18 protein-coding genes and 1 riboswitch are annotated in these 18,419 nt (G+C 43.9%); of the genes, 6 read left to right on the top strand and 12 right to left on the bottom strand.

Annotated elements, in window-relative coordinates:
• Positions 1–74 precede the first annotated feature (74 nt).
• Positions 75–1,844 (top strand): B12-binding domain-containing radical SAM protein, encoded by a 1,770-nt coding sequence (locus tag CEF21_RS09410; RefSeq protein WP_123915632.1) that lies wholly within the window; start codon positions 75–77, stop codon positions 1,842–1,844.
• Between the two features lie 35 nt (positions 1,845–1,879).
• On the opposite strand, the gene CEF21_RS21255 is transcribed toward CEF21_RS09410, so the two are convergent.
• From CEF21_RS21255 to CEF21_RS09405, 4 genes are all read right to left on the bottom strand, one after another.
• On the bottom strand, positions 1,880–2,053 hold the full coding sequence (locus CEF21_RS21255) for a hypothetical protein (protein ID WP_164462140.1): 174 nt from the start codon (positions 2,051–2,053) through the stop codon (positions 1,880–1,882).
• Complete coding sequence (locus tag CEF21_RS21250) at positions 2,050–2,217, bottom strand: hypothetical protein (protein WP_164462047.1); 168 nt, start codon at positions 2,215–2,217, stop codon at positions 2,050–2,052. The genes CEF21_RS21255 and CEF21_RS21250 overlap by 4 nt, the downstream gene beginning before the upstream one ends.
• 108 nt (positions 2,218–2,325) lie before the next feature.
• A complete protein-coding gene (locus CEF21_RS21710; protein WP_277423931.1) occupies positions 2,326–2,460 on the bottom strand; it encodes a hypothetical protein in 135 nt (44 codons plus the stop codon).
• 119 nt (positions 2,461–2,579) lie between these two features.
• A complete protein-coding gene (locus CEF21_RS09405; protein ID WP_123915629.1) occupies positions 2,580–3,926 on the bottom strand; it encodes a TrkH family potassium uptake protein in 1,347 nt (448 codons plus the stop codon).
• 203 nt (positions 3,927–4,129) lie between these two features.
• Between CEF21_RS09405 and CEF21_RS09400 the strand changes: the two genes are divergently transcribed.
• Positions 4,130–5,851 carry a methyl-accepting chemotaxis protein gene (locus CEF21_RS09400; RefSeq protein ID WP_123915626.1) on the top strand — a complete coding sequence of 574 codons (1,722 nt, stop codon included), beginning with the start codon at positions 4,130–4,132 and terminating at the stop codon, positions 5,849–5,851.
• An 81-nt stretch (positions 5,852–5,932) separates the two neighbouring features.
• Here the strand turns inward: CEF21_RS09400 and htpX are convergent, their stop codons facing one another.
• On the bottom strand, positions 5,933–6,811 hold the full coding sequence (htpX, locus tag CEF21_RS09395; RefSeq protein ID WP_123915623.1) for a protease HtpX: 879 nt from the start codon (positions 6,809–6,811) through the stop codon (positions 5,933–5,935).
• Between the two features lie 129 nt (positions 6,812–6,940).
• On the opposite strand from htpX, the gene CEF21_RS09390 reads away from it, so the two are divergent.
• Positions 6,941–7,630, top strand: a complete 690-nt coding sequence (locus CEF21_RS09390) for a DUF1836 domain-containing protein (RefSeq protein WP_123915620.1) — start codon at positions 6,941–6,943, stop codon at positions 7,628–7,630.
• Here CEF21_RS09390 and CEF21_RS09385 read toward each other — a convergent pair.
• Complete coding sequence (locus CEF21_RS09385; RefSeq protein ID WP_123915617.1) at positions 7,625–8,839, bottom strand: NAD(P)/FAD-dependent oxidoreductase; 1,215 nt, start codon at positions 8,837–8,839, stop codon at positions 7,625–7,627. The genes CEF21_RS09390 and CEF21_RS09385 overlap by 6 nt on opposite strands.
• A gap of 154 nt (positions 8,840–8,993) precedes the next feature.
• On the opposite strand from CEF21_RS09385, the gene CEF21_RS09380 reads away from it, so the two are divergent.
• Positions 8,994–9,188 carry an alpha/beta-type small acid-soluble spore protein gene (locus tag CEF21_RS09380; protein WP_123915614.1) on the top strand — a complete coding sequence of 65 codons (195 nt, stop codon included), beginning with the start codon at positions 8,994–8,996 and terminating at the stop codon, positions 9,186–9,188.
• A 54-nt stretch (positions 9,189–9,242) separates the two neighbouring features.
• Here CEF21_RS09380 and CEF21_RS09375 read toward each other — a convergent pair whose 3' ends face one another.
• The 3 genes from CEF21_RS09375 to CEF21_RS09365 form a co-directional block, all read right to left on the bottom strand.
• Positions 9,243–10,526, bottom strand: coding sequence for an anti-sigma factor domain-containing protein (locus tag CEF21_RS09375; RefSeq protein ID WP_123915610.1), 1,284 nt, complete (start codon positions 10,524–10,526; stop codon positions 9,243–9,245).
• Entirely contained in the window at positions 10,523–11,278 is a 756-nt protein-coding gene (gene sigI, locus CEF21_RS09370) for an RNA polymerase sigma factor SigI (RefSeq protein WP_123915607.1), read from the bottom strand. Before sigI ends, CEF21_RS09375 begins: the two co-directional genes overlap by 4 nt.
• Before the next feature lie 913 nt (positions 11,279–12,191).
• Positions 12,192–12,986 (bottom strand): TerC family protein, encoded by a 795-nt coding sequence (locus CEF21_RS09365; protein ID WP_123915604.1) that lies wholly within the window; start codon positions 12,984–12,986, stop codon positions 12,192–12,194.
• 92 nt (positions 12,987–13,078) lie between these two features.
• Positions 13,079–13,189: riboswitch (yybP-ykoY riboswitch) on the bottom strand.
• Positions 13,190–13,330: 141 nt separating this feature from the next.
• Here CEF21_RS09365 and CEF21_RS09360 point away from each other — a divergent pair.
• Positions 13,331–14,110, top strand: a complete 780-nt coding sequence (locus tag CEF21_RS09360; protein ID WP_123915601.1) for an undecaprenyl-diphosphate phosphatase — start codon at positions 13,331–13,333, stop codon at positions 14,108–14,110.
• A gap of 187 nt (positions 14,111–14,297) precedes the next feature.
• Here the strand turns inward: CEF21_RS09360 and CEF21_RS09355 are convergent, their stop codons facing one another.
• Both CEF21_RS09355 and CEF21_RS09350 read right to left on the bottom strand, forming a co-directional pair.
• Positions 14,298–15,824 carry an aldehyde dehydrogenase family protein gene (locus CEF21_RS09355; protein WP_123915598.1) on the bottom strand — a complete coding sequence of 509 codons (1,527 nt, stop codon included), beginning with the start codon at positions 15,822–15,824 and terminating at the stop codon, positions 14,298–14,300.
• Positions 15,817–16,884 carry an SDR family oxidoreductase gene (locus tag CEF21_RS09350; RefSeq protein WP_164462139.1) on the bottom strand — a complete coding sequence of 356 codons (1,068 nt, stop codon included), beginning with the start codon at positions 16,882–16,884 and terminating at the stop codon, positions 15,817–15,819. Before CEF21_RS09350 ends, CEF21_RS09355 begins: the two co-directional genes overlap by 8 nt.
• Before the next feature lie 103 nt (positions 16,885–16,987).
• On the opposite strand from CEF21_RS09350, the gene ku reads away from it, so the two are divergent.
• Positions 16,988–17,857: a non-homologous end joining protein Ku gene (gene ku / locus CEF21_RS09345; protein ID WP_123920119.1), complete on the top strand. Its 870-nt coding sequence runs from the start codon at positions 16,988–16,990 to the stop codon at positions 17,855–17,857.
• Here the strand turns inward: ku and CEF21_RS09340 are convergent.
• Positions 17,854–18,375, bottom strand: coding sequence for a D-glycero-alpha-D-manno-heptose-1,7-bisphosphate 7-phosphatase (locus tag CEF21_RS09340; RefSeq protein WP_123915592.1), 522 nt, complete (start codon positions 18,373–18,375; stop codon positions 17,854–17,856). The two genes, ku and CEF21_RS09340, sit on opposite strands and share 4 nt — an antisense overlap.
• Between the last annotated feature and the right edge of the window lie 44 nt (positions 18,376–18,419).

Below are 18,419 nucleotides of genomic sequence, written 5' to 3'. Positions count from 1 at the left end.
TTCCCGCTGTCCGGAATGTGTTAAAATGGGTAATGTTTTAAAATAATGATTCTTAATAAAAGTGGTGTAAAAACATGAATATCGTGCTCAGCACATTAAACGCAAAATACATTCATACAAGTCTTTCCATTCGTTACTTAAAAGCTTATGCTCAGCCGGAATACAACCCTGAGCTTGCCGAATATACGATCAAAGATCCTTCTATTAATATCGTCAGTGACTTGTTCAAAAGAAATCCTGACGTGATTGGCTTCAGCTGCTACATCTGGAATATTGAAGAAACGATTAAAGTGATCAATATGCTGAAAAAAATCAAGCCGGAGCTGAAGATCGTTCTTGGCGGACCTGAAGTGACCTATGATGTCCTGGAGTGGATGGAAAGGATTCCTCAAGCCGATTATATTGTGATAGGCGAAGGGGAACAGACCTTTAAACAGCTCCTTCACGCCATAGATCAGAACCTTCCGATGAAAACCGTAAATGGCATAGCGTATCGGGAAGAAGGAAAAGTGAAGATTCAGCCGCAGGCAAACAAGCTTGATCTAAAAGAGCTGCCTTCCCCATTCCGTTTTGAAGAAGATTTAACAAGCCTGTCCAAACGGGTAACTTATGTAGAGACAAGCCGGGGCTGTCCATTCAGCTGCCAATTTTGTCTTTCGTCAATTGAAGTAGGAGTCCGCTACTTTGACCGGGAGAAAGTGAAAGAAGATATCCGCTTTCTCATGAAGCATGGAGCGAAAACGATAAAATTCGTTGACCGGACCTTCAACATCAGCCGCAGCTACGCAATGGAAATGTTCCAGTTCCTGATAGACGAGCACCGTCCCGGAACGGTTTTCCAGTTCGAGATTACCGCGGATATCATGCGTCCTGAAGTGATTCAATTTTTAAATGATAATGCCCCAAAAGGGCTTTTCCGCTTTGAAATCGGTGTTCAATCAACAAACGATGAAACGAACGACCTTGTCATGAGAAGACAAAATTTCAGCAAGCTGACGAGAACGGTCATGATGGTGAAAGAAGGACAGAAAATTGAGCAGCATCTGGACTTGATTGCCGGACTTCCGGAAGAAGACTATCAATCGTTTAAGAAGACCTTCAATGATGTATTTGCGATGAGACCGGAGGAGCTCCAGCTCGGTTTCCTTAAAATGCTTCGCGGAACAGGTCTTCGGTTAAGAGCCTCTCAGCATGATTATGTATACATGGACCATTCGCCATATGAGATTCTGAAAAACAACGTCTTGACCTTTGATGATATTTCCCGCATCAAACAGGTAGAAGATGTTCTCGAAAAATATTGGAACGATCACCGGATGGATGAAACCGTTGAATATTTGGTACAGCATGTCTTCCCTACTCCCTTTGATTTCTTCCAGGAGTTCGGGACATTTTGGGATGAGCAGGGCTGGAGCCGGATTGGACACCAGCTTGAGGATCTCTTCCGAAGACTGCGTGATTTTATCGAAGCCGCAGCTCCTGAACATCTGAAGACAGCTACAGCCTTTATGACGTACGACTATTTAAAAAATCAGCGGTACAAACCTAGAAAAGCGCTCTGGGATCATTCCTTGATTGCCAAAGAGCAGCGTGATTTATTTTACAAGCGCTTAATGGACCAGCCTGCTATTCTGGGGTCCGTTTATCAAAAAAATCCGCTGTCTGAAAAGGACCTTTATAAACACACAATTGTCGAGCATCTTCCTTTTGACTTGGCAGAATATAAATTGAACGGTACAGTCGTCTTGAATGAAACGTGGATCCTTTTCCATTATGATCCTTCTGAAAACCATACTCTGGTTTACACAACGAATGAAAGTCCGGACCACAGCAGAACCGTATAACCGATGCGTAAAAGAAAAAGTGAGGGCGAAAGCCCTCACTTTTTCTTTTTGCCCGATTTCGGCCGGTGTTTCAATTCTTCTTTTACCTCATAAATCTTAGCGGAATTCGCATCTCCGAATTCGCTTCCGAATTCTTCCTGCAGAACATCCGGGTTCATCGGCTTTTTATGATTTTGCATATCTTTGCTTTTTTGGTTTTTCTTGCTCATCGGCTGCTCTCCGACTTGCCCTGCAATCCTTTTTTGGAATTGCGGTTCGCATACTTTTGAGGGTTTTCATGATTGAACTCTGCAGCAAACTCTGTTTTCGCCATGCTCTCAGACGGAGTCGTGTTGTTTTTTAATGCCTGATGATTAGCTGCTTTTCGTTTCATAAACATCCCCCTCAATTGGAAAAATGAATGCGCGGATCTCTCCGCAAGAATAGGTTCACCCATTGAAGGATTTTCAGTCCTGGCATTTTTTTCAGTGCCTTCCCTATTTCAATCCTGATGTTCGTAGGCAATCAAGACGATTTCTTCCCCGGTACGGTTTCGAAAATCTTCTTCAAACTTCTGCAGCTGGCCCAGTTCCTCTGCGGTCAGTTCTGCAACGGGAAACTGTTTTTCCTGTTTCAATCCGCTTCACTCCCTTCCCTCTTCATTATTTCCTTTCGTCCGGAACTTATGAAGAGGATCTTAACCGAAGAGGGAAGCCGGGAATTAACAGTATGTCCAGGCAGGACCATGCAATCCTGTCAGCCGATAATAATCCGTTCGGTAGGATATTTGTAATTGGCCTCGATTTCTTTTTTCCCCATCATAAGCAGGAACGTGACGATTCCAATTCTTCCAATGAACATAAGCAGAATAATAATGACCTTTCCAGGCGTACTCAAATCCGCTGTGATCCCGAGAGACAATCCAGTCGTTCCAAAAGCAGAGGAAACCTCAAATAGGATTTCCAGCAGACTGAACGGTTCGATTGCCGCAAGAATGACTGTTGAAACAAAACAAAGAAGCGCCGCTACAATCGTGACAACGAGCGATTTTGTAATATCATCATGATGGACCTCTCTTTTAAACAGCTTAACGGACTTTCTGCCGCGGGCAAAATGATAAATAAACAGCAGATTCAGGGCAAAAGTGGTTGTCCGAATACCTCCGCCTACAGAGCTTGGCGAAGCACCAATGACCATGAGCAGACACATAAACAATAGAGTGGCATCACTGAATTGTGCCACGTCCATAGTCGCAAGCCCTCCGCTTCTCGTGGTCGAAGACTGGAACAGGGCATAGAATAACGACTCATGCCACGGTTTCCCCTTAAAAAAATGCTGGGAATCCAGAAGCAGGATTCCAATCGTACCGAAGGCAAGCAAGCCTAAAAACGTGATGGATGTTACTTTAGAGAAAAGCGTAAACCGGTGCTTTTTTTCATGGAACAAATAAGCTTTTACTTCTATGAGAACCGGAAAGCCAATCGCGCCAAGTGTTAAAAGCAAAATGTTGATGAATTGAATGAAATAATCCTTTGCAAACGGAATAAGGGATTCGCCGGTTATATCAAAACCCGCATTTGTTGTGGCGCTCACAGAGGCAAAAAATCCATGAAGATAAGCCTCTTTCCAATCCGGAAAATATTTTAGCATGTATGTACCAAGAATAATGCCTCCAACAATTTCAATCGCTAAGATCAGGATAAGAATTTGCTTCAAAAGACTCACAAGCCCTGACAAGCTTGATTGGTTTTGATCGGTCATGATCAGTCTTCTTTCCTTAAGGCCGATGCGCCGTCTAAGCACCAGCCAGATGAACGTACTGAGAGTCATGATGCCTATTCCGCCAAACTGGAGGATAAAAGAGAGAATAAAATAACCGGGAACAGTAAAGGTATCCTTAATGGAAATCGTCGATAACCCTGTTACGCTCACCGCACTGACAGAAGTAAACAGTGCATCAATAAAGGTCCATTCTGCATCAGACTGTCTGGAAAAAGGAAGGCTTAGCAGCAAAATGGAAACAGTCACTGCGATAAAATAATAACCAACAATAATTTTAGCCGGAGAAAGCTTCTGTCTTCTCAAGCGTTCGAGCATTCTCATTAGAAACCTTCCTCCTCGTTGAATTCACTGTTCTATCTTAAAGAAAAATACCCTCAAAAAAAACCCTTCACACACAATTTGCATAAAACTTTTGACATAAAGCGTTTACAACACCCTTCCTTTTGCATTAAAATTGGAGTATTAAATTTATACCATTTTTCCTATTTTTTTCTACAAAATTCGAGTGAACGGGGTCTAGCACGATGCAATTTAAACGTAAATCTTCAATCGGCCGTAAATATGGACTAGTTTTTTATGCTTGTCTCTCCCTTATTATTATTGCCTTCCTTTTTATTTTATTTTCCTTGTCATCCACCCTTAAAACGATCAGTACAACAGAACAAAAAGCAAACGACGCTCTCAAGGTTTCCTCAGCCTCTGAAATTTTCAAGCAAAAGTACATCGTCATCACCGATTACATTACAAAAGCAGCACCTGAAAATGAGAGCGCCTACAAAGATCAAGTAAAAAAAATGAACCAGACTTTAGCCGAGCTTAAAAGGAATATGTCGAAACAAGATCAGCTTCTGCTGCTTAATGCGGCTCAAACGATGAATGATGAGCTCGACAAATTCTTTGAGACAAGAATAAAACCAGAGGTAAACTCCGTTTTAAGCAATGGAGGAACACTCGATCCTTTAAAACAAATTGAACTTCAAAACCGGGCAGCCGTTATCCGGGATGTAAGCAGTGAAAAATTATCCGCTCTGGAGAAGCTCCTTGCAGAAGACCGGGCTGAGCTGATTGCGCAGACCGAACAAACATCAAATAACCGGATCCTTTTATCATCAGGATTTATTGCTGTCTCCATTCTTCTGTCGGCTCTTCTTCTCTTTTTTGTCAGCAGAAGAATCCGTAAACAGCTGGCCCTGGCAGTTCATATGTGCAAAGAACTGGCAAGCGGCAATCTTCTAGTTGACGATCTTCACTTTCGCTCAAAAGATGAAACGGCTGATATCGCGAACGCAATGAACAGTCTGAAAGCCGAACTTAAACAATCCATCCAAGATATATTTGCTCTTTCAGAAAAAGTAAGAAACATGTCAGGACATTTAAAGGAAAATACAGTGGCGACTTCCGATGGAACGGAGCAAATCACGCAGTCCATTCTTGAACTCGCCTCAGGTTCTGATCAGCAGCTGCAGTCTACCCATCAGGCTGCCGGTTCCGCGCAAACCATCTCTTCTCAGCTGAATCTGGCTGCAGCTGAAACAAAAGAAGCAAGCAGCCTGAGCCGGGCCTCCGCTCATAAAATCCTGGAAGGAAAAACCCAGGCTGAGGATGTTATGGTTCAAATGGAATCGATACTGGAACATGTTGACCGCCTTGACCAAACCATACAAACGCTTGCACAAAAATCTGAAACCATCACCGCCATTGCCGGACTTATTACGAATATTTCCGAGCAGACGAACCTGCTTGCATTGAATGCGGCTATCGAGGCTGCCAGAGCCGGCGAACACGGAAAAGGATTTGGTGTTGTTGCTTCTGAAGTAAGAAAACTCGCTGAACAGACAGCAGGAGCAGCCGGCGACATCCAGAATATCCTCCAATCCACTCAGCACGAAACAGAGGCTGCATCGAGGCTAATGAAGCAAAGCTCTGCAGCCATCATGAAAGGAAACGAACTCGTGCTGGAAGTGGACGAATCCTTTAAAGTGATCTCAAGCCACATCGGACAGCTTGAGGCAAAGAGCGAGCAGGTGGAAAAAGCAGTGATGTATGTTACCGGACAAATGGACGTACTCAATCAGGCGACCAGTCACATTGAACACATTACCAGAATGACGAACGGGAACATTGAACATATTGCCGCCACTACACAAGAGCAAAATGCAGTTATGCAGGAGATGCTTCATTCCTCTCAGGTTCTCGCATCACTGTCAAAAGAGTTTCGTGATTCATTCTCATCCTATAAGATTTGACAACAGAACGGATGCTTCAGAAAGCACACGTTCCAGCCATCATAAAAAAACCGGCCGTTGCATATACGGCCGGTTTTCCTATTATCGCTGTTCCAGTCTTGCAATCCGGTCCTGAAGATCAGGATGCGTTGAAAACAGGGAACGTTTGCGTTTGCTGTTGATTTTTAAAGTTGCTAAAGACGTGTCATCATCTCTAGTGCGCTGTGTATAGTTCTGCAGGCTTCGTAAAGCATGGATCATTTTATCCTTGCCGGCAAAATCAGCGCCTCCACGGTCTGCGTGGTATTCGCGGTAACGCGAGAATCCGAATACAACAAGGCTTCCTAAAATGGAGAATAGAATTTGGAATACAAGAATGGCAATGAAATGAACAACCCCTGCAAGCTCTTCGCGTACAAATCTTGATACGGCCCAGGCAGCAATTCTTGCAAGAAATACAACGAATGTATTGACAATTCCTTGCAGAAGAGTCATGGTTACCATGTCGCCATTTACAATATGGGCAATCTCATGGGCAAGCACACCGTCGATGGCATCTTCATCCATCTCCTCAAGCAATCCGGTTGAAACCGCAACTAAAGAACGGTTTTTGGAAGGCCCTGTAGCAAATGCATTAACCTCCGGCGAGCGGTAAATTCCCACTTCAGGCATCACTCTCATACCGGCAGTCCTTGCAAGTGCGTGAACGCGGTTGACTAAATCTCTTTCAATTGGTGAAAGATTATCTTCAGGCTTTAATACTTGAACCCCCATCATCATTTTCGCCATCCAGCGGGAAATCGCCAGGGAGAATAATGATCCGGTAAAACCTACAACTGCACTGAATGCAAGCAAGGTAACGAGATCGATTCCACCAGATGCAGTCATATAATTACCAACGCCTAAAATGGATAAAACAATCCCAATCGTCGTGATAACAAGGATGTTGGTTAATATGAACAATCCAATTCGTTTAAACATTTTTCACCTCGTAGTTTCAAGTTCATATGAACTTATTATACAATGATTATAATTCCATATTCATTTTATGACAAGTATTATGGTTTAAGAAGATGTTTCCAAGAACAGGATAGATTAAAGAGGTGCACGATGAAAGAACTTAAATTAACAAGACTTGAAATGTCAGGACTGCTTCATGCGCTTGATCTCCAAAACGGGCTGGAGCTTGAAAATTTTTTAAGCAACTGGAACCGCCAGGCAAGCGCGAACCTTCCCGAATTCGTAAAGCGATTTAAACGCAGCGGCGGAGCGGTTTCCGGGCTATCTACAAATGATATCGTAGCGCTCGGAAACCTTTGCGAGCTGACTACGTTTAAATCAACATCCATTCAAAACTGGATCAAACGCGATATAAAAGGGCTGATTGGTCAGCCGGAGCTTGGAAAAAAATATTCCATCGACCAGGCGGTCATTCTTTTGATTGTCAGGGATTTGAAATCAACTTACGATTTTGAAACAATCCGCAAAATGCTTAACCGGCTTTTCAATACGCTCTCAGACCGCACAGACGATTTGATCAGCCCTGTTGACTATTATGAAGCATATGCAGTGGTTTTAGACAAATTGATCCATGAATCGTTCCATTTTCCTCCGGCAACCGATTTGGAAGAAAAAATTGAAGCGGAAGCAGAGATTGTCAGAACAGCTTTTCCGTCTATTCCGGATTCATCCTGGATCCGCATCAAGCCAGTATTGGTGTTGACGGTTTTCTCTGTCCTTTATTCGCATCTATTGAGCAAGGCCCAGCAATATCAGGAGACGCATTTGAATTTCTCATGAGCGGATGGATGGTCTCATCTGAAGATAAAGATCCAGATTGGCGCTCCGCCCATTCACGATATGTTCGCTGATGATCTTCGATAAAACCATGCTGTATACGGTCCCGTTATCTCCGTATCCCAACAAAAAGTAGCAATCCGGCCAGTCTTCGTACATGCCGATTACTGGCAGCCCGTCATGGGTACCTCCATACATCGCTCCGAGGTAATAATCTGCTTTGACCTGATAATCCGGGAATAGCTTGTTTAACTCTTGGACAAGCTTTTCTTTTTTACGGGTCATTTTTGCATCCCGCTCCTCCGGAATCGCCGTGTCTTCATCGAGTCCTCCGATGATAATCCGGTTGTCCGGTGTTGTCCTCATGTAAATGTAAGGACGGGCAGACTCCCAGATCAGACTCTGTTTATGCCATCCGTCAAAACGTTCAACCGGGCTTGTAACGATGGCATAAGAGCTTGATATGACCGCATTTTTCTCTTTCTTCAGCTCAAGCGTTTCATATCCTCCGCAAACAACCGCATATTTTGCTGTGATCGTTTTCCCGTTGCGGGTATGGAATTGATGCTCCCCCTCTTTTGCCTTCATTCCCGTCACTTTCGTATTCTCGTAACAGCGGATAGCCGGTTTTACTGCATCCAAAAGCCCATAAACAAGCTTATAGGGGTTAAGTTCCGCATCATTAAAATAATAAAGCGCAGCTCTTTTCTTAAATGAATAATGCGATCCGATTTTCTCCTCATTCCAGAGATCACAGGAGAATCCATGCTTTTTTAAATACGCATATTCAATCTTCAGCTTTTCAACATCTTCTTCATAACTCGCATAATACAAGCTGTCGCGCCGCTTAAAATCCGGATTTACAGGGAGATTGGGACAGATGGCTTCCAGCTCGCTTATGGCGGCTTCACAAAGCTTCAAGTGGTTCACAGCCGCTTCTTCACCGAAAGATGAGATGAGCTCCGTAAAGGTCTTGTCGCCTGCGTATTGGATAAGAGCCGTATTCGTGGAGGTGCTCCCCTGGCCAAAGGCACGCTGATCCACTACCGTCACCGATAAACCTGAATTCGCCAGCCGATACGCACATTGGGTACCTGAACCGCCTCCGCCAATAATAAGCACGTCGGTTTTTATATCTTCTTCGAGTATTGGAAATGTAGTTTTGGGATGATACGTTTCAGGCCAGTAAAACTTTCCATTTTGCAAGTTCATGGGCAATCCCCTTTTTACTCATAGCATGTACTTGTTTCCTTGTTGTTATGAGCAAATGAAGAGAATCTACTCCCTGCGTTTTCCATGAATAGTTTATTGGCGCGGATGAACAATAGAGGTACAGCTTGAAGCTGCAGGGAAGGAGGAGAAAAACATGGCGAGAACAAATAAACTGCTCGTACCTGGTGCTGAACAGGCTCTTAACCAATTTAAAATGGAAGTTGCCCAGGAGTTTGGTGTTTCACTTGGAAAAGACACGACTGCCCGTTCAAACGGGTCCGTGGGCGGAGAAATGACAAAACGGCTAATTGCCCAAGCACAGCAAAGCCAGCATGGCAAATCAGAATAAATATGGTTGAATCGCCGTGCACCTGCACGGCGATTGTTTTCTTTCACATAACATCTATTGGTCTTCCTGCTTTTCGTCTTCTTCATCCCCATCAAGGCGTTTATGCTTAGAATCAGTCTCCATATCTTCCGCCGCTTTTTTCATTTGCCGATTAGCATTGGACCCTTGCTGGTTCTTATCTTTTTTCACTTTGCTTTCTTTTTCTATTTTCACTTTGCTATCTTTTTCTTTTTTTACCTTGCTATCTTTTTTTTTACCATCCTCTCCATCCATTGAATCGGAATCTTCAGAATGGAGATCGTCCGGATTATTTGTTTCTTCGTATTTGTCTTCATCCTCAGATCGTCCGAACGAAGGTTCATCCATTTGTTTTGGATGTTCCGTCTCTTTATCCTGACGGGCGGATGGAGCTTTGTCCCTCTCAGGAGGAACGGTCGGTGGCTGTTTTCCCTTCTTCTCCATTTCCTTTAATACCTTTGGATCCGGTTTTTGCTTCTTGTCTTCCGGCTTTTCTTTTTTCTCATCACAGGCCGGCTTGCATCCGGTTTCTTTTCCCGGGTTCGTTTTATTTTGTTCTTCCGGTTCAGGTGCCTGAGAAGGCTCCGGTGCTGGATGCTGCTCCTTCTTGCTCTCTTTTTCGGGAGAAGCTGGAGGATTGCTTTTTTCGGCGTGATGGTTCCTTATATATGTGCCGGTTGATACTCCTTCTTCTTTCGCTTTATTGCGTGTTTCCACATTTGACTGGATGGTTTTAATCGTCATGGGTTCTGCCGTATAGGAGGTTTCCATCGTTTGCACATGGCTTAAAAGATTTTTCTCAAAATTTTTATCGTTCTTCCGCTCAATTACTGTGGTGATTAAAACTTCTTTCCCTTTTTTCAAATATCCCTTTGATCTGCTTTGATTAATAATGCTGTTGACCACCGACTGAAACCCCTGGTTGTTCCAGTCCGGAAAAGAGGCAAGCAGTTTTCGTCCGTCCTCATTAAGAGGCTCTAATTTTACGACTTCCATATTTCCATTGATCGCAAGCTCAAAGCTGGGATTGATATCGATCGTCATATAGGCATACACTTTGTTCGCATTAAAAACTGGATACAGACTAAAGAAAATTAAAATAATAGCAATCGCTGTAACAAATCCAATTCTTACCTGCTGAAGTCCTAATAAGCCGCGCTTAATGGGAGAAGAGGCCTTCACTGATTCATCCGCTTGAAAGGTAATCTCTTCTCCAATTTGATAGTGGCTTTTCACATCCCGGGTTTTTACAAAGTGCCCGTCTGCTGTAAGGACAATGGCAAAGTTATCTGCCAGATCGATGATGACCCCTCGTTTCATGCTTCAAGCACTCCTTTAATGTAATCCTTTAAATAGAGATAGTCCCCTGTCAAGATGACGGCCATCGCGATGATGTATTTTCTGTTCCGTTCTACCGTTTTCCGGCTGACGGAAACGAGCTTTTCCAGCTGTTTGACAGGAAGCTGTTTTTTTTGAAAAAGGATTTTCGTCAGTTCTTCATGCTCTACAAGTATTTGTGCAACCTGAATGGCATTCTGCCTGGCATCAATATGCTTTGGAGAATGATCAATCAAGTCTGCAATCGTCAGATTAAATTCCTTTAATACTCCCTGAAAGTGCAGGATTTCTTCTTTCCTGTGTTCCTGCTCTACTAATTTCTGATATTCATCAATTGAAAGATCCGCTTCAATCTTGCTTTGGGACGCTTCTCCCTCTTCGTGTTCCTGCAAATCCATGTTAACGGTTTGTGCGTTTCGGGCTTCTTTTCTAATATAGTCGATTACTTTTCTTTTAATAATCAGCTCTGCAAAAGCTAGGAGGGAATTTCCCCTCTCCGTTGAGTATTTTTCAATCGCTTCGTTAAAGGCGATCAGTCCAATACTGAACTCATCATCTGTCTCGTCTATGTATCTTTTGCAGACAGATGAAACAGTTTTCGCAATAAACGGCTTATATTGATCAATTAATTTATTTTGCAAATCCAAATCTCCATTTTGGATTTTAAACACGCTGTCTTCTAACGTATGTTTTTTCCTGCCAATTTTAAATAATAGGCTGAGCAACGGTTTCACCTCAGTTTCTCCCGATCATACTGCGTTAATCATAGCTAAATAATGAATAGAGCGCAAAGGAAGAAATTTGGAATTATCTATATAAACCGCACCAGCATTGGCTTCAGTCCATTTTCACAGAATGAAAAGAAAGATTTTGGAGACATCTTTTATGGGGTTTGCCTTTTTTTTATACCGAAACCTTGCCAATTCAAGGTTTCCGGGAAACTTTTGTTACGTTTTTGTAATCTTTATGAAACAATATTTCTCCAGGATGCGTCCGCCTGACTCTTTTCAGCGAAAGAGATACCAAACGAAAGACCCGCGACTTAAGAACTCATTTATACAGGGTGTTTAATAGTCATCACCTCCTTTTAAACGTTTCGCCGGATAATCCTGGTTTAAGGGGGAAACGCAAAAAAAAGTTTACTTTTAAGCCAAAAGGCCTGAAAAATAGTAATTAAGAAATCAAAATATGATTTTAGCACTGCCGTAAAAGTAACATGTCTGTAACAAAAGAAAGACACTGTCCGTTCCATCCGACTCTAAAGCTCATACCCCTTTCTTTGCTTTGGCTGATTTCCGTACGCGTACCACCTGTCCCGCTGTCAATCTTTTGACGAACGTTTATAAGCAAAGAAAAAGGCTGGGACAAAAGGTTTCCTGCTAATAAAAAAGCTCTGTTAAACTTGGGTGCTGATTGCAGCTAGCAGGCGCTCGCTTTCCGCTTCAATCAACAGGGTTTAAAAATCCATAATATGCTTTAATATAGCGAATAAAAAAACCGAACGATTATTTGAAACTCTGTTATAGAGCTTCTTAATCGTTCGGTTTATTGTTTTTCATGCTTATTTCAACGGCTTAAGGACAGCAATATTAGTTATGTCCCAGCGTCTTTCGTATCTGGACAGGCTTTAGACAGCCTTTCAATTTATTATTCGTTTTCCGCTTTTTTAAGGGGTGCTGACTCTTCGGATTCCGGCTCTGTTTCTTTTGACAGGAACCATCCTCCTACTGCAATCCCTGCGAGAACCGTCCAGAAAATCCCTTTCCATAGCGGAGACTCAATGAAATGCTTTGAAATGAGATTGATTTCCGGGTGGGCCAATGTATATAAAGCAAGTTTTACCCCTACCCAGCCGACAATCAAGAATGCTGCCGACTCAAGATTAGGCTTTCTTTTTAGAAGTTTTACAAATGCATTGGCAGCAAATCTCATAATCACTACACCGATTAAACCTCCGGCCAGAATAATGAGAAATTGTCCGCCGTCTAAACCGCCGATCTCCGGAAGGTTCGTAGGCGAAAGCGTTACGGCTAATGCAACCGCAGCAAGAATGGAATCGACTGCAAATGCCAGGTCAGCAAGTTCCACTTTCAGTACGGTACCCCAGAAGCCGGATTGCTTTTTCGGATTATTGATTTCATCTTCATCTTTTTTCAGAACATGCTTTTTCACTAAGTGGTTAATCGAAATGTAGAGCAGGTAAAGAGCTCCGATAGCTTGTACTTGCCATACGTTGACGAGAAAAGAAATCGCAAACAAGGCACCAAATCTTAATACGACAGCTCCGGCTAATCCATAAAACAAAGCTTTTTTACGCTGGTCTTCAGGCAAATGCTTAACCATAACGGCCATTACCAGGGCGTTATCGGCTGCCAGGATCCCTTCGAGTACAATCAGAATCAGCAGCACCCAGCCATACTCAAGTAACAATGATGCATCCATATATTATCTCCTCCTAATGTGTTTTCCCTTCCCGGGCTCCCATTAGCAGACATAAAAACAGACCTTTGCCACTAATGGGCAAAGGTCTTGCTGAACATGTATGTACTGAGTCATGTCAACAAAGCCGATGGATATCATCCATGAATTGACGACTTTGTTTTCAGGTGCAGGCACCTGACCGGCTACTCCCCTTTGACGAGAGAGAATACTATTTTGTTACCCTTATAATATCCGAGTTTTTTAGACTTGTCAACCCATTTGTGCAGCTGTTCTAAATTATACGGGCTCGTACATACAATGAAATGGGATGTCATGGATACCAAGAGGAAAGGAATGTCGAAGTTATGAATTGGCTGGAAGCCGCTATACTTGGCTTTATACAAGGGGTGACTGAATTTCTCCCGATTAGCAGCACAGGGCATTTGTATATTGGGCGAAAACTGTTCGGCCTGCAGGATGCGGGGTTATTTCTCGACACGATGCTTCATATTGGTACGTTTATTGCGCTGATTGTCTTTTATAAAGATATTCTTTGGAAGCTGATCAAACAGCCGTTCAGCAAGCTGGTTTTGCTTTTGGCAGCGGGTACCCTTCCCGCAGTAGCCGCAGGCCTCTTATTTAAGGATTTTTTTGACGGCATTTCCAAAACGGGCATGACGATTGGCTGGGAATTTATATTTACCGCTCTCTTTCTTTTCTTTGCAGATCGCACAAAAGCAGGAAGCCGAAAACTCGATCAGCTGAACATCGGGGACGCAGTATGGATCGGTTCATTTCAAGCGCTTGCGATTTTTCCGGCTGTATCGCGCTCCGGCCTTACGATAGCCGGTGCGCTGATGAGGGGAATTGATAAAGAAACAGCTGCCTATTTTTCCTTTTTGCTTTCCATCCCGGCCGTTTTTGGTGCTCTCGTCTTTCAGCTTAAAGATTTAGCTGAATATACAGGTCCGGCCATCGGGTTGCCTTCCATGCTGATTGCAACCATTTCCTCGAGCATCTTTGGCTATATAGCAGTCGCTTTTATGATTAATTTCGTTAAAAAACATTCCTTAAAAGGGTTTGCTTTATATGTGGCGGTTCTGGGGGCAGGTATTCTCCTTCTGCAAAGTTTAAAGATTTTTTAGAATGGGCGGCTGCTGTCTACAGGATCCCCCTTCCTGTCCCTATAAAAAAGAAGCCGGCTCCCAATGAAGGGCGGCTTCTTTTCAGCTGAACCGGTATATCCTGAGCCTCCGGCGGGCGTTCAGCGGCCTGTCAGCCGTTTCCCCGCTCCGCTGCAATCAGGCACCTTTTAGCTGTGTCATTCAGCAGTCATTTAGACTGTTTCATAATGGAACGGTAGGCTTGTGCAGCCGCTTTCCAGTTTTTATCGCGGCCGAAAAGCGTCTCAAATAAAACTTTAAATGGTTTGTATTTTCCCCTGTAAGGATACCACTGTATTTCACTGTTTCGTTTTCCGGGATCCGCCATCACGGATTTTTCGTGGCAGAAAATCCGGAGGCCCCCTTCTCCATGGTAGCGCCCGATGCCGCTCTGCTTCGCTCCTCCAAACGGAAGATTCGGATTCATAACAGTCAGCATGACATCATTTATGGCTGCATTTCCTGTGACAAGCCTGGACACAACACGTTCTGCCTTGGCAGAATCGGAAGACCATACGCTTGCATTTAATCCATAAACGGTTCCGTTTGCAAGCTCAATGGCTTCTTCTTCTGTATCAAATGGCATAATCGGCATGACCGGCCCGAATGTTTCATCTTGCATAATGGCCATATCCTGCTTTACATCCACAAGAATCATCGGCTTGATGTACATGCTGTTTTCATCCCAGTCAGAGGGCACATTTCCAGCAGCTAGCTTCGCACCTTTGCTAATGGCGTCTTCCACCTGTTCTTTTACCGTTTTGACCTGCTGAGGGAACGTCATAGACCCGAGATCATCATGGAGAGAGGCTCCCTGCTTCAGGTTCATAGTCAGTTCCTGTACCTTTCGGACAAACGTCTGATAAACAGAACCCTCGACGTATACCCTTTCCGTACTCATACATACCTGTCCGCTGTTTGTAAAAGCCCCCCAAACCGCTGCTTTGGCTGCCCGGTCAAGATTAGCATCTTCAAAAACAATGAACGGGTCTTTTCCGCCAAGCTCAAGTGTGGTGGGAATCAAATCTTTAGCTGCCTGTTCCTGAATGATTTTCCCCGTTTTTACAGACCCTGTAAAGAAAATATAGTCAGGTTTTTCTTTCACCAGTGCTTCGCCCAGTTCCTTTCCTCCCTGCGCCACCTGAACGAGACCATCAGGAAATCCGGCTTCTTTAAATAGCAGTTCAATCAGCTTTCCGGTAAGCGGCGTTACCTCTGAAGGCTTCAGGACCACTGCATTCCCGCCGGCCAATGCACTTAAGACGGGAATAACAGCAAGCTGGAGCGGATAGTTCCATGGAGAAATAATAAGGACCGTTCCCCTTGCCATGTATTCAATGTAGCTTTTCTTTCCCCAGAAAAGCATCGGTGTCGGCGGATTTTGTCTCCCTAACACGGATTCCGCTGTCTTTTCCAGGTGCTGAATTGAATCGATGACAGGCATAATGTCCGTAGCCAGTGCTTCTGCTTTCGGTTTTCCTGTATCTGCATGGACAATTGTCGTCATCGCATCCAATTTGGAAGCCATCAAAAGACGAAGCGCTTTAAAATATTCAAGCCTTTCTTTTATCGTTTTCTCTTGCCATTCCTTTTGCACCTGTTCGGCCTGCTGAAAAATCCGGCCTGCTTCACTTAGCTTCACTTCTTCAATTTCCGTGATTTTGTTTCCTGTAGCAGGGTTCATCGCTTTAAGCATAGGTTCTCTCCTCCTTGTTTTCCTGTTTTTCTTTATAAAATTGCACAAGTTTATGACCGTATTCCCTAATATTCGGACAGACAATCCCCGATCCATCCAAATGCCTTTTCAAATTGGAGCAGTCGTATCTCACATCATATTGGAAGTAATCCAATGCCTGTTTTCTAATTCCGAGCCACCTGCACAGCCAATCGGATGACAATCCGGCTTTTGCTGCTGAAGGAGGCAGGATTCCCAACGGCCTTCTGTTTAGAAGCTCTTTCAAAAAAAGAGTGTAAAGTTCTCCGATTGTACCAGGGTGGGGATCTGTCACATGAAACGTCTGGCCGGCCGCTTCCCTCCTCAAGGATAAGAAAAGAACTGCCTTCACAAGGAAATCCACCGGCACTGTATTAAAGGGTACATTTCCTCTTCCGATTCGGGGAATAAAGGGAGAAAACTTCAGCCTGCTGAACATATTCAGCATGTAGTACGGACCATCAAATTTGCTCGCTTCCCCGGTTTTTGAATGACCGGTTACGATGCCGGGCCTGATGATGACAGCAGGCATTTCGCCCATCTTTCCCCTGACAATTTCCTCTGCCCTGTACTTGGTGGTTTCATAATGATTTTTAAATCCGCACTCTCCCTGAAGATCCCCTTCCAGAATCAGCCCTTCCCGCTTCCCGGATACATATGCTGTACTGAAATATGTAAAGCACTCCAGATTGAATTGGCAAAAAAGCTCTGCCACATTCGCCGTGCCCGTGACATTTACCTTCTCTGCCAATTCCCTGTCCACTCCAAGGTCATAAACGGCAGCAAGGTGAAAAACATGCGTCACTTCCCGTTTCATTTCTTCCAATACGCCGGCGTCCATGTTCAGTCCCCGTACCGTAATATCACCGGCTACTGCCCTGGCTCTTCCTGATGTAAGGAAATTAAGTTCTTCAGCTGCCTGCTTTTCCAGTTCAGGAAGGACCAGGACATAATAAAAATCAAACAGGTTTTGTTTCATGGACTCTTTAATTAATTCCCTCGAAATGAAGCCGGGGAAACCTGTAAAGAAACATTTTTTCATTTTGTTCCTCCTCTTCCTGATTTTGCTTGTTTTTTTATTCATCATACCATGGAAACGTATACAAACTAGAACTATAAAAATGTGATGAAGAGAGGATTTTATGATGCATACGATGTGGAAAGGTTCCATCCGGTTTGGCTTAGTTACCATCCCGGTCAAGCTTTATGCAGCTACAGAGGATAAAGATGTAAAACTGAGAAGTCTTCATAAAGATTGCGGAACGCCGATTAAGTATGAAAAAAAATGCCCAAACTGCGACCGTCCGCTAGAATCAGGTGACATTGTCAAAGGATATGAGTATGTAAAAGGAAAATATGTGATCTTGACCGAGGAAGATATGAAAGAACTGAAAAAGGAACATGAAGATAAGGCGGTTGAAATTTTGGATTTCGTTAAGCTTGAGGATATTGATCCCATCTACTATAACCGCAGCTATTTTTTAGGGCCTGGAGAAAACGGTTCAAAAGCCTATGCATTATTGAGAGAAGCCCTGCTGAAATCGGGGAAAATCGGCCTTGCCGAGATGACGATCCGCTCCAAGCAGCAAATGGCCGTCGTGAGAGTGTATAAAAATTGTCTAGTGATGGAAACCATTCATTATCCCGATGAAGTACGTTCTGCCGATGAAGTTCCCTCAGTTCCGGATTCTGCGGATATTCAGGAAAAAGAACTTGATACAGCCATGATGCTCATTGACCAGATGACGGCAAATTTCGACCCGGAACAATATAAGGACGACTACCGGGAAGCAATGCTTCGTCTAATCCAAAGCAAAATCGACCAAAACGAAGGAACTGCCGCCCCATCCGATGCACCGCGGAAAAATGTTGTCGACTTGATGAGCCAGCTGCAGGCGAGCATTGAGAAATCGAAAAAGAATGTGGCTGGAAAAGAGAAAGACCCTCAGTCAAAAGCCGAGGGAAGTCCTTCTTCAACAGGAAAGAAAAAACGTACAGCGAGGAAAAAGGCTTAATTTTTATGGACAATCCATTGCGCCGCCTCCCATAAAGAAGGAAACTGCGCATCAGCAAAACCCGCTTCTTCTCCAATGAGAATAGTGGGGACGCCTGCCCTTTTGCCGGCTGTGATGTCGGCTTCCCGGTCCCCAATCATATAAGAGGCGGCAAGGTTCACATGATACCGGTCTGCAAGGGAAAGAATCATACCCGGCTCCGGCTTTCTGCATGCACATCCGCTTTTTGGAGCATGTGTACAGCAAACGGTGCCGTGAATCATCCCTCCCTTTTCCGCGATTTGCCGGACCATTTCTTCGTGCACTTCTTTCAGTGCCTCTTCAGTCATAAGCCCTAGTCCCACACCGCCCTGATTTGTAACAACGAACACCAGATAGCCGCTATCATTTAAAAGTTTAACGGCCTCGCCTGCATGATCGAGTAAATAAAACTGCTCCGGGCGATTCACAAATTTTACACGATCGGACAAAACTTCATTAATGACTCCATCCCGATCGAGAAAAACAGCTTTTTTCATATAAGGACTCCTTTCGTATAAGCGGGGCTTTCAATTCAATTCGT

The organism is Bacillus sp. FJAT-42376 (genome assembly GCF_003816055.1).
GTDB lineage: Bacteria > Bacillota > Bacilli > Bacillales > Bacillaceae > Metabacillus_B.
Note: the sequence above shows the minus strand (reverse complement) of the source record. Positions and strands in the feature narration are given on the sequence as shown.